Here is a 10,380-nt window from a genome sequence, read left to right on the forward strand (position 1 = left end):
CCCCGCCCCGGACCCGCCTTAGACCGTCACGCCCTTGGCGCGCAGGAAGGCGACGGGGTCGATCGCCGAACCGTAGTTGGCGGTCGTACGGATCTCGAAGTGCAGGTGCGGGCCGCTGGAGTTGCCCGTGTTGCCGGACAGGGCGATGCGCTGACCGGTCTTGACGACCTGGCCGACCTTCACGTCGATGCGCGAGAGGTGGGCGTACTGCGAGTAGGTCTTGTTGGCGTGCTTGATGACGATGGCATTGCCGTACGCCGATCCGTCACCGGCACCGTTGCCGCCGGCCTTGACGACGGTCCCGCCGTGGGTGGCGAAGACCTGGGTACCGCTGGCCACGGCGAAGTCCTGCCCGCTGTGGGTGGACTGCCACAGGGCACCGGACTGCGCGAAGCTCGCGCTGAGCTTGTACTTCTTCACCGGGTCGACCCAGGAGACTGTCTTGCCGGTCTCCGCGGCCGCCGCGACCCCGGTCCCCAGCACGGCCGAGGCCCCCAGACCGACGGCCACCACGGCGGCGCGGGTGCGGAGCAGGGACATACGGGAAGAACGGGGCGTAACGCGCTGGGACATCGGAACCTCATGGGGACGGGGACAGAAAAACCACCCGGCGCACAAGCCGCCGCCGGATGGGGCATCCCTTGGTAACCCCGAGGCCCCAGAAGCCCCAAACCGCCGTTCTACGACGGAAGCTAGTACTTCACCCCAAAACTTCCCACTCCTTGACAGAGCCCCTATCGGGAATGAATCCACCCAGGACGACAGAACTCGCTCAGGAGTTCCGGGGCGAAAGTCCTTTTTGCCCAATTCTGACTTTCCACTATTCGCCCTAGTAGCGGACAAATCGCCTGTGCGTCATGTCACCGGCCGCCGAGATCGTCGCGCCCCCGATCCCAAAACCATGTGATGCACACCTCTTGGCACTTACCCCCCAGTAACCTTACGGTTCCCCTCGCGCCACCCACGCAGACGAGCATGCACCCGACAACGGCAGCGTTACTGACGTGAGAGGACCCCCCACAGATGACGAACCGACGCCCCTTGGTGCGCCGCATGGCCGTCACCGCCGTCTCCACCGCGGCCCTCGTGTCGCTGGCGGCCCCGGCCCAGGCCGCGACCACCGAAGACGTCGACTACGCCACCTGGCAGCAGGACTGCCAGACGGTCATGGACCAGGCGCTGCCGTACCTGAAGCAGCGGATCGCCGCCGTCAAGCCGGGCGAGAAGCAGGCCATCGTCTTCGACATCGACAACACCACCCTGGAGACCGACTTCGGCTTCAGCTACCCCCAGCCGGCCAACGAGCCGGTCCTGGACGTGGCGGAGTACGCCCAGGACCACGGCGTATCCCTCTTCTTCGTGACGGCCCGCCCCGGGATCATCTACTCGGTCACCGACTACAACCTCAAGCACGTCGGCTACGACGTCTCCGGCCTCTACGTCCGCGGCTTCATCGACCTCTTCAAGGACGTCGCCGTCTACAAGACCGCCCAGCGCGTCGCCATCGAGAACAAGGGCTACACGATCATCGCGAACATCGGCAACAGCGCCACCGACCTCTCGGGCGGCCACGCCGAGAAGACGTACAAGCTCCCGGACTACGACGGCCAGCTGTCCTGACTCCTCCCACCCGACTCCGGGTAGCCTCACCCTCGTTCGCGCGATCACGGGGGTGAGGCGGATGGACCCGTCGGTACTGGGCAGCAAGCTGGCGTCGAGCCTGATGGCCTCCCTGGTACGGAAGCTCTTCAGGCCAAACGCCCCGGGGGCGGGCCTGGTCGACAAGCCGGTACGCCTGTCCGCCCTGGTCTCCTTCCGGGGCGAGAAGCGCGTCCTGGGCGAGAGGGAAGTCCGCGCCCTGGCCCGCCGTATCGTGGACTCGGCGATCGACTCCCCGGGCGAACCGCCCTTCCCCGCCGACGAGCACCCCGCGGTCGTCGAGGCCATGACCGCCCGCCTCCTCGCACTCGGCGACCTGGACATGGATGACATCCAGGCCGTACGCCTGGGCCACCGCGAACTGGCCAGGAAACTACGCGCCCAAGCCCCCGCCGCCACCACCCTCTCCCGCGACGCGGACTACTTCCTGGACTCCGCGACCGAGTGGGCCTGCCTCCAGATCCTGGAGTTCTTCACCCGCCGCTCGACGTTCGTGGCCCGCACGCTGGTCGAACAGAGCAGATATCAGGCCGAACTGATCGCGAAGATCGACGAGTTGCTGTCCCGGACCCCTCGCCCGGGTGCCGAGTACCGCCTCTTCGAACAGCGCTACCTCCGCCACATCGCCGACCGCCACAACCACATCACCATCTACGGCATCGACCTCCGCGACTCCCCGGACCGCTGGCCCCTGGAGGTGGCGTACCTGAGCCTGGAGGCGACGACGACAGAGGACCGGACCCTCCCCGAGGAACACCCCTCCGGCCCGGTGACCGTCCAACTCCCCGCCGAGGAAGCCCTCCTGGCCCACGACCGCGTCCTGCTCCGCGGCGACGCGGGTTCGGGCAAGACGACACTGGTCCAATGGCTGGCGGTGACGGCGGCACGGGAAGGAGTACGGATCCCGTACGTCCTCCCCCTGCGCACCCTGATCCGCGCGGGCGCTCTGCCCCCGGTAGAGAGCTTCTTGTCCGCCGTGAGCTGCCCCCTGACTCCCCCCGCCGGCTGGACCGAACACGTCCTGACGGCCGGCCGGGGCCTGATCCTCGTGGACGGCCTGGACGAGATCCCGGCCCCCGACCGCACCCACACCCGCGACTGGCTCCTCGCCCTGATCCACGCCTTCCCGGGCAACCGCTGGCTCCTCACCTCCCGCCCGACGGCGGTCCGCCCCGACTGGCTGTCACCGGAGGGCTTCCACGAACTTCTCCTGGCCCCGATGCGCCGCTCCGAGGTCGCCACCTTCGTCCACCGCTGGCACACGGCAGCCGAGGCCCCGGAGCACGAGGGCCCCCTGCTGGACTCCCTCCGCACCAAACGCGACCTGGCCCGCCTCGCCACGAACCCCCTGATGTGCGGCCTGATCTGCGCGCTGCACCGAGAACGGCGGGGCTATCTCCCGACGGGGCGCAAGGAGTTGTACGACGCGGCCTTGACGATGCTGCTGACCCGCCGGGACCTGGAACGGGGTATGTCGTCGACGGCCGAGTTGGGCGAGGAGGCGCAGTTGGAGGTGCTGCAACGCCTCGCCTACGCGCTGGTGTTGAGCGGCCGCACGGAGATGGACACCGAGACGGCGGAGGGCATCGTGGAACGCTGCCTGCCGTCGATCGCGGTCGCCGGGGATGCGCCGGGCGTACTCCGCTCCCTCCTCCTACGCAGCGGCCTGCTCCGCCAACCGGCGCACGGCGTCGTGGACTTCGTCCACCGGACGTTCCAGGACTACCTGGGGGCGCGGTACGCCGTGGAGGAGGGCCACCTGGACGTCCTGCTCAGCCACGCGGATGACACCCAGTGGGAGGACGTGATCCGCCTGGCGGTGGCCCATGCGAGGCCGAGGGAACGAGCTTCCTTGCTACGGCAGTTGCTGTCCAAAGACACCCCTCGGCTGACGCTGCTGGCGCTGGCATGCCTGGAGCACGCGACCGCTCTGGATCCGGCGGTGCGTTCGGCGGTCGAGTCGCGGACGACTGGGCTGATTCCGCCGCGTACGACAGAGGATGCGAAGGTTCTGGCGGAGGCGGGCCCTCTGGTGCTGGAGCTGCTGCCGGGGCCGGAGGGGCTGACGGACGAGGAGGCCCTCGGCGTCACAGTCACCGCGTCGCGGCTCGGCGGGGAGGAGCCAGAGGGGGCGCTGGCGATTCTGCGACGGTTCCGGGAGCATCCTGACATCAAGGTGCGGCGCCAACTCGTAGGGACATGGGCGCGGTTCCACACCGACGAGTATGCCAAGGAAGTTCTGGACCGGCTGGACCGCAGGAATCTCTTCATCACTTGCGAGTCGGCCGAACAACGCAAGGCTCTTGCTCGGATGCGTCCCTGGTTCGACGTGGTCTTTCAAGGAGCGCACGCAGTCGAGGACATCTTGGCTTGCCTTCATGCGCCGGAAGCCATGACGTTTCTGAGCTTCTGGGACAACCCTTTGCTCACCGATCTGAGTGCCCTGCTGCCCTTCAGCTCGCTCACGCGGATGGCCGTGCACGACTGCCCGACTCTGGTCGGCGTGGATCTGCTGTCCACCCTCGACCATCTCAATTTCAGCTTCATCGAGGACCTGACGGGACTGCGGTCATTGCGGTCCGTTCGTTCTCTCTCCGTCAACCAGGAACTACCCGGCGCCCACCTGGGAGACGCCCTGCCGCTCGACGCGCCGCTGGGGTCCCTCCTCCTGGGCCGGAACAGCACGGATACAACCGGCCTGCGCGGCCTCCAGCACTGGTCCGGTCTGCGCACCCTGAGCCTCGGTCTGTTGAGCACCGAACTGTCGGTCACTGACTGGAACGCGGTCACCGAGTTGCCCGAATTGGAACACCTCTCTCTGAACGCGGCGATCATCCGGGACTTCCCCCACTCCATCGAGGCCATGCCCGAACTCCCCGGCATCGGGTCTCTGCAAGTCCTCAACCTGCACGGCGCCGAGGACCTCTCCCCCTTGGTCCCACGCCTCCCCAACCTCCGCTCGGTATCACTTCATGGCCGCCCCGACGAACCCCTCTCCGCCACCCTCTACGCCGGCCTCTTCCCCAACGTGGAAATCAACGTCGAGGCACGCTGAACAAACGAAAGGGACCGGCGCCCAAAGGCACCGGCCCCTTCTCCGCGCAATCCCCGAAGGGCTACGCGTCCTTGCTCAGATTCGGCCCAGCCCCACCAGCCGCCTGCTCGATCGGCGGAACGTCCGGCAGTGCCGACTTCTCCTCGCCCCGGAAGGTGAAGGTCTGGGTCTCGCCCTCGCCCTCCGTGTCGACGACCACGATGTGACCGGGACGCAGCTCACCGAAGAGGATCTTCTCGGAGAGGGTGTCCTCGATCTCGCGCTGGATGGTGCGACGCAGCGGACGCGCACCCAGCACCGGGTCGTAACCCTTCTTGGACAGCAGCTCCTTGGCGGACTGGGAGAGCTCGATGCCCATGTCCCGGTCCTTGAGGCGCTCGTCGACCTTGCCGACCATCAGGTCGACGATCCGCAGGATGTCCTCCTGCGTCAGCTGCGGGAAGACGACCACGTCGTCGACGCGGTTGAGGAACTCGGGCCGGAAGTGCTGCTTGAGCTCGTCCGAGACCTTGTTCTTCATGCGCTCGTAGTTGGACTTCTTGTCACCGGAGGCCGCGAAGCCCAGGTTGAAGCCCTTGGAGATGTCCCGGGTGCCGAGGTTGGTCGTCATGATGATGACCGTGTTCTTGAAGTCCACGACCCGGCCCTGGGAGTCGGTCAGCCGACCGTCCTCCAGGATCTGGAGCAGCGAGTTGAAGATGTCCGGGTGGGCCTTCTCGACCTCGTCGAAGAGGACGACGGAGAACGGCTTGCGGCGGACCTTCTCCGTCAGCTGGCCGCCCTCTTCGTAGCCCACGTAGCCGGGGGGCGAACCGAAGAGACGCGAGACCGTGTGCTTCTCGCTGAACTCCGACATGTCGAGGGAGATCAGCGCGTCCTCGTCACCGAAGAGGAACTCGGCCAGAGCCTTGGAGAGTTCCGTCTTACCGACACCGGACGGGCCGGCGAAGATGAACGAACCACCGGGACGCTTGGGGTCCTTGAGGCCCGCACGCGTACGGCGGATCGCCTTCGACAGCGCCTTGACGGCGTCGACCTGGCCGATGACCCGCTTGTGGAGCTCGTCCTCCATGCGCAGCAGACGCGAGGACTCCTCCTCGGTCAGCTTGAAGACCGGGATGCCGGTGGCGGTCGCGAGGACCTCGGCGATCAGCTCGCCGTCGACCTCGGCGACGACGTCCATGTCGCCGGCCTTCCACTCCTTCTCGCGCTTGGCCTTCGCGGCGAGCAGCTGCTTCTCCTTGTCGCGGAGGGAAGCGGCCTTCTCGAAGTCCTGCGAGTCGATCGCGGACTCCTTGTCGCGGCGGACGCCGGCGATCTTCTCGTCGAACTCGCGGAGGTCCGGCGGCGCGGTCATCCGGCGGATGCGCATCCGGGAGCCGGCCTCGTCGATCAGGTCGATCGCCTTGTCCGGGAGGAAGCGGTCCGAGATGTACCGGTCGGCCAGGGTCGCGGCCTGGACGAGGGCCTCGTCCGTGATCGAGACGCGGTGGTGGGCCTCGTAGCGGTCACGCAGACCCTTGAGGATCTCGATCGTGTGGGGGAGGGAAGGCTCCGCCACCTGGATCGGCTGGAAGCGGCGCTCGAGGGCCGCGTCCTTCTCAAGGTGCTTGCGGTACTCGTCCAGAGTCGTCGCACCGATGGTCTGGAGCTCACCACGGGCCAGCATCGGCTTCAGGATGGAGGCCGCGTCGATGGCGCCCTCGGCGGCACCCGCACCGACCAGCGTGTGGAGCTCGTCGATGAACAGGATGATGTCGCCGCGGGTGCGGATCTCCTTGAGCACCTTCTTCAGGCGCTCCTCGAAGTCACCGCGGTAGCGGGAGCCGGCGACCAGGGCGCCGAGGTCGAGGGTGTAGAGGTGCTTGTCCTTGAGGGTCTCGGGCACCTCGCCCTTGACGATGGCCTGCGCGAGGCCCTCGACGACGGCGGTCTTGCCGACGCCGGGCTCACCGATCAGGACCGGGTTGTTCTTGGTGCGGCGGGACAGCACCTGCATGACCCGCTCGATCTCCTTCTCGCGCCCGATGACCGGGTCGAGCTTGGACTCACGAGCGGCCTGGGTGAGGTTCCGGCCGAACTGGTCGAGGACCAGGGACGTCGAGGGGGTGCCCTCGGCAGGCCCGCCGGCGGTGGCGGTCTCCTTGCCCTGGTAGCCGGAGAGCAGCTGGATGACCTGCTGCCGCACCCGGTTGAGATCGGCGCCCAGCTTGACGAGGACCTGGGCGGCGACGCCCTCGCCCTCGCGGATCAGGCCGAGCAGGATGTGCTCGGTGCCGATGTAGTTGTGGCCGAGCTGGAGGGCCTCGCGGAGCGACAGCTCCAGGACCTTCTTGGCACGGGGGGTGAAGGGGATGTGCCCGGACGGGGCCTGCTGGCCCTGACCGATGATCTCCTCCACCTGCTGGCGGACCGCCTCGAGCGAAATCCCGAGGCTCTCAAGGGCCTTGGCGGCGACACCCTCACCCTCATGGATCAGGCCCAGGAGGATGTGCTCGGTGCCGATGTAGTTGTGGTTGAGCATCCGGGCTTCTTCCTGAGCCAGGACGACAACCCGCCGCGCGCGGTCGGTGAACCTCTCGAACATCGTTAATCGCTCCTCAGAGCGGTCAGGCAGTGGGGGGAACTTCCCCTCCCTGTCCTTCCGCAGCTTAGTCCCGCAAGCGGGGACCGCTCATTCCAACTGCCGACACCGTCGATGGCCTCCTGACCCCGAACGCCGACATCTGCTCCAACCCGATGGTGCGAGACGATGTTCCCGCAGGCCAGACAGTTACCCCTACCTCCAGTACGCCGATGGCGAACGTGAGACGTCCTGTCCTGCGTGTCGCCCCCTCCCACTAGGGATGTCTTACCCGCTGGGACTGACACTCCATGCCGAGCGCACCGGTTCCCTCCGCTACGGGCGAACAACCTTGCGCCACGCCACACCCCCGAATGCCCTCTCTTTCGAGACTCTGCGCTATCACGGGAACACCCAGCGTAACTCGGGCGCCCTTCCGGAGGTTGCGCTTGGCATGGTTGGCACAGTCCCCCCGGTCACCACGGTCCCCTCTCCCCGTCGGCCGCTCGAGTCGAGCGATCAGGTCCGCCGGTGGTACGAGAACGAACTGGGCTGGCCGACGGTGCCCGGGTCCCCGGGTTCTCCGCCGCGACTTGTCGTGGGCCCGCGCTTCGACGTCCTGGACGTGCCGCTGGAGGCGGGCCGGGCCGGCCTGCGCCATCTGGCGCCGGGCTCCCCGGTGGCCGTGCGGGGCGACCGGATGCGGCTGCTGCTGGCCGCGGGCAGCGCGGACGAGGTGCCCGGAGTGCTGGACTGGCTGGAGTGGGGCGCGCTGCCGCTGGATCTGGCGGCGATCGGCGAGGGCGGGGCGATGGACGCACCGCTGCCCCCTGGACCGGGGGCGCCCGCCGAGGTCGTACGGCTTCTTCCCGAGCAGGGGTCCGCCGCGGTCGTACGACGTCCTCTCGCGCCCGGGTCCGGTGCCGCGCGGTGTCTTCCCGAGCCGGGCCCTACCGGGCCACGACCGCTTCCCGCGGGCCGCTCCGGTGCCTTGCAGGGGGCCGCCGTGTGGCTGCGGCCCCCCGTGCCGGGGTGCGAGGTCGAGACCTCGCTGCCGACGCTGTCGGCCTTGGGGGGCGGTGGGGGCGCCCCCGATCTCGTAAGGCTGCTGGCCACGCTGGCGACGTGGTGCCACCGTCTGCGGCTGCGCGCGTACGCTCAGCCGCCCGCCTCTTCATAAGAGTCGCGCTCAGGCGTTGGCCTTTTCGTAGGCCTCACGGATGGACGCGGGAACACGGCCGCGGTCATTGACCTCAAGACCGTTCTCCTTCGCCCACGCACGGATCTGCGCGGTGTCCTGGCTGCCGCCGGAAGTGGCGCGCGCCTTTCCGCGACCGCCCGCGGCGCGGCCTCCGGTACGACGACCGCCCTTCACGTAAGGGTCGAGAAGGCCACGGAGCTTGTCCGCATTGGCAGTCGTGAGATCGATCTCGTACGTCTTGCCGTCCAGCGCGAACGTCACGGTCTCGTCCGCCTCGCCGCCGTCGAGGTCGTCGACAAGAAGGACCTGAACCTTCTGTGCCACCGGATTTCCTTTCATCGATAACTTGAGGGACTGGGGTCTGCGGCGTCCGCCGTTTCGCCGCCCCCTGTTATATGCAGTACTGCAGTACGTCGGAAAGCAAACCGCTTTTGATGGAAAAACACAAACCCCTGGGAGAGACAGACTGGCCACTCCTGGTCCGGAAACATGCGCGTTTCGGACATAGGGAACCTGGGCAGGGCCGTCCCGTGGAATAGGGCGTGACGATCACAGATGCAGAAGCATCCGGCTGTTGCCCAAGGTGTTCGGTTTCACTCGTTCGAGACCGAGGAACTCCGCGACGCCCTCGTCATAGGAACGCAGCAGCTCCGTGTAGACATCGGTGTCGACGGGAGTCTCGCCGATCTCGACGAAGCCGTGCTTGCCGAAGAAGTCCACTTCGAAGGTCAGACAGAAAACCCGGCGAACACCGAGCCAGCGCGCGGTGTGCAGCAACTTCTCCAGCAACTGATGGCCGACACCGGCGCCCTTCAGCCCGAGCTTCACGGCGAGAGTGCGCACTTCGGCGAGGTCTTCCCACATGACGTGCAGTGCGCCGCAGCCGACCACCTCGCCGTTGTCATCGCGTTCGGCGACCCAGAACTCCTGGATGTCCTCGTAAAGCGTCACGGTGGCTTTGTCGAGCAGGATGCGGGCGCGGACGTACTCGTCGAGGAGACCGCGTACGGCCGGGACATCGCTGGTGCGGGCCCGCCGGACCGTGATGGCTTTTGCGCTGACTTCGGGACTGCCCGCGGACGAGCTCTCTGCTGACATGTGCGGACGCTATCGCCCGTCGCCCTCCGGCGCCGCGCCGGGGTTCTCGCCGCCGGTTTCGACAGCGGTATCCCGTGGGGCTTCGACGGTTTCCGGTCCTTGGACGATGCGTACGGCGTCCCGCAGCGAGTGCCGCTGTTCCTCGCTCATCATGCCGAAGAACGCGACGAGAGCGGCGGCGGGGTTGTCACTCTGCGACCAGGCGTCGTTCATCAGCGCCGCGGCGTAGGCGGCCCGGGTGGAGACGGCTTCATATCGATAGGCCCGTCCTTCGGCCTCCCGGCGCACCCAGCCCTTCTGATGGAGATTGTCCAAAACGGTCATCACCGTGGTGTAGGCGATGGACCGTTCCTGTTGAAGGTCTTCCAGGACTTCTCGAACGGTCACCGGGCGGTTCCACTTCCACACCCGCGTCATGACCGCGTCTTCGAGTTCTCCCAATGGGCGAGGCACAGCTCAGCACAATAGTGGGAGAACGGGAACAAAAAGGGCGTACGACTCGGAAAACAATTGCGAGTCGTACGCCGGTGAGGGTCTGGTGGGCCCGAACGCTCAGGCGTCGCTGTGCGCGGAGGACTGCTTGGTGCCCTCCACGCGCGCGAGGGCGGCGTCGACGGCCGCGTCCTCCTTGGCCTTGTTGGCCCCGCCCTGGGTCTTGACGATCACCCTGATCACGCCGATGAAGAGCACGGCCATGACGACCGGGGGCACGAGCGCGGAGACGTAGTCCATGCGTCCAGGGTAGCCACGGGCCGGACGCGGGCGGGGCCGGGGGTGCGTGCGGGCCCGGGGACAGCCCGCGCG

The 10,380-nt window shown here is 67.5% G+C and carries 9 protein-coding genes; 3 read left to right on the forward strand and 6 right to left on the reverse strand.

Going from position 1 to position 10,380, the window contains the following annotated elements:
* Window positions 1-18: 18 nt before the first annotated feature.
* A complete protein-coding gene (locus HLK59_RS44550) occupies window positions 19-573 on the reverse strand; it encodes a M23 family metallopeptidase (RefSeq protein WP_171147380.1) in 555 nt (184 codons plus the stop codon).
* A 450-nt stretch (window positions 574-1,023) separates the two neighbouring features.
* Here HLK59_RS44550 and HLK59_RS44555 point away from each other — a divergent pair, with 450 nt between their 5' ends.
* Together HLK59_RS44555 and HLK59_RS44560 are read left to right on the forward strand one after the other, a co-directional pair.
* Window positions 1,024-1,620 carry an HAD family acid phosphatase gene (locus HLK59_RS44555; RefSeq protein ID WP_171147381.1) on the forward strand — a complete coding sequence of 199 codons (597 nt, stop codon included), beginning with the start codon at window positions 1,024-1,026 and terminating at the stop codon, window positions 1,618-1,620.
* Between the two features lie 61 nt (window positions 1,621-1,681).
* Window positions 1,682-4,714, forward strand: coding sequence for an NACHT domain-containing protein (locus HLK59_RS44560; protein ID WP_171147382.1), 3,033 nt, complete (start codon window positions 1,682-1,684; stop codon window positions 4,712-4,714).
* Between the two features lie 61 nt (window positions 4,715-4,775).
* Here the strand turns inward: HLK59_RS44560 and HLK59_RS44565 are convergent, their stop codons facing one another.
* Window positions 4,776-7,301: an ATP-dependent Clp protease ATP-binding subunit gene (locus HLK59_RS44565; RefSeq protein WP_171147383.1), complete on the reverse strand. Its 2,526-nt coding sequence runs from the start codon at window positions 7,299-7,301 to the stop codon at window positions 4,776-4,778.
* A 430-nt stretch (window positions 7,302-7,731) separates the two neighbouring features.
* On the opposite strand from HLK59_RS44565, the gene HLK59_RS44570 reads away from it, so the two are divergent.
* Window positions 7,732-8,457, forward strand: a complete 726-nt coding sequence (locus HLK59_RS44570) for an SCO3374 family protein (RefSeq protein WP_171147384.1) — start codon at window positions 7,732-7,734, stop codon at window positions 8,455-8,457.
* A gap of 9 nt (window positions 8,458-8,466) precedes the next feature.
* Here the strand turns inward: HLK59_RS44570 and HLK59_RS44575 are convergent, their stop codons facing one another.
* From HLK59_RS44575 to HLK59_RS44590, 4 genes are all read right to left on the reverse strand, one after another.
* Window positions 8,467-8,802: an Lsr2 family protein gene (locus HLK59_RS44575; protein WP_171147385.1), complete on the reverse strand. Its 336-nt coding sequence runs from the start codon at window positions 8,800-8,802 to the stop codon at window positions 8,467-8,469.
* 225 nt (window positions 8,803-9,027) lie between these two features.
* Window positions 9,028-9,576, reverse strand: coding sequence for an amino-acid N-acetyltransferase (locus tag HLK59_RS44580; RefSeq protein ID WP_171147386.1), 549 nt, complete (start codon window positions 9,574-9,576; stop codon window positions 9,028-9,030).
* A gap of 9 nt (window positions 9,577-9,585) precedes the next feature.
* Window positions 9,586-10,029: a BlaI/MecI/CopY family transcriptional regulator gene (locus HLK59_RS44585; protein ID WP_346779965.1), complete on the reverse strand. Its 444-nt coding sequence runs from the start codon at window positions 10,027-10,029 to the stop codon at window positions 9,586-9,588.
* Window positions 10,030-10,128: 99 nt separating this feature from the next.
* A complete protein-coding gene (locus tag HLK59_RS44590; RefSeq protein ID WP_171147388.1) occupies window positions 10,129-10,308 on the reverse strand; it encodes a hypothetical protein in 180 nt (59 codons plus the stop codon).
* Window positions 10,309-10,380 lie beyond the last annotated feature (72 nt).

It is taken from the genome of Streptomyces sp. S3(2020), from assembly GCF_013044505.1.
GTDB lineage: Bacteria > Actinomycetota > Actinomycetes > Streptomycetales > Streptomycetaceae > Streptomyces.

Excerpts from the sequence above, each read along its gene's own strand:
- HLK59_RS44565 (WP_171147383.1), bottom strand. The coding sequence starts at position 7,301 with ATGTTCGAGAGGTTCACCGACCGCGCGCGGCGGGTTGTCGTCCTGGCT.
- HLK59_RS44555 (WP_171147381.1), top strand. The coding sequence starts at position 1,024 with ATGACGAACCGACGCCCCTTGGTGCGCCGCATGGCCGTCACCGCCGTC.
- HLK59_RS44580 (WP_171147386.1), bottom strand. The coding sequence starts at position 9,576 with ATGTCAGCAGAGAGCTCGTCCGCGGGCAGTCCCGAAGTCAGCGCAAAA.
- HLK59_RS44590 (WP_171147388.1), bottom strand. The coding sequence starts at position 10,308 with ATGGACTACGTCTCCGCGCTCGTGCCCCCGGTCGTCATGGCCGTGCTC.
- HLK59_RS44550 (WP_171147380.1), bottom strand. The coding sequence starts at position 573 with ATGTCCCAGCGCGTTACGCCCCGTTCTTCCCGTATGTCCCTGCTCCGC.
- HLK59_RS44570 (WP_171147384.1), top strand. The coding sequence starts at position 7,732 with ATGGTTGGCACAGTCCCCCCGGTCACCACGGTCCCCTCTCCCCGTCGG.
- HLK59_RS44560 (WP_171147382.1), top strand. The coding sequence starts at position 1,682 with ATGGACCCGTCGGTACTGGGCAGCAAGCTGGCGTCGAGCCTGATGGCC.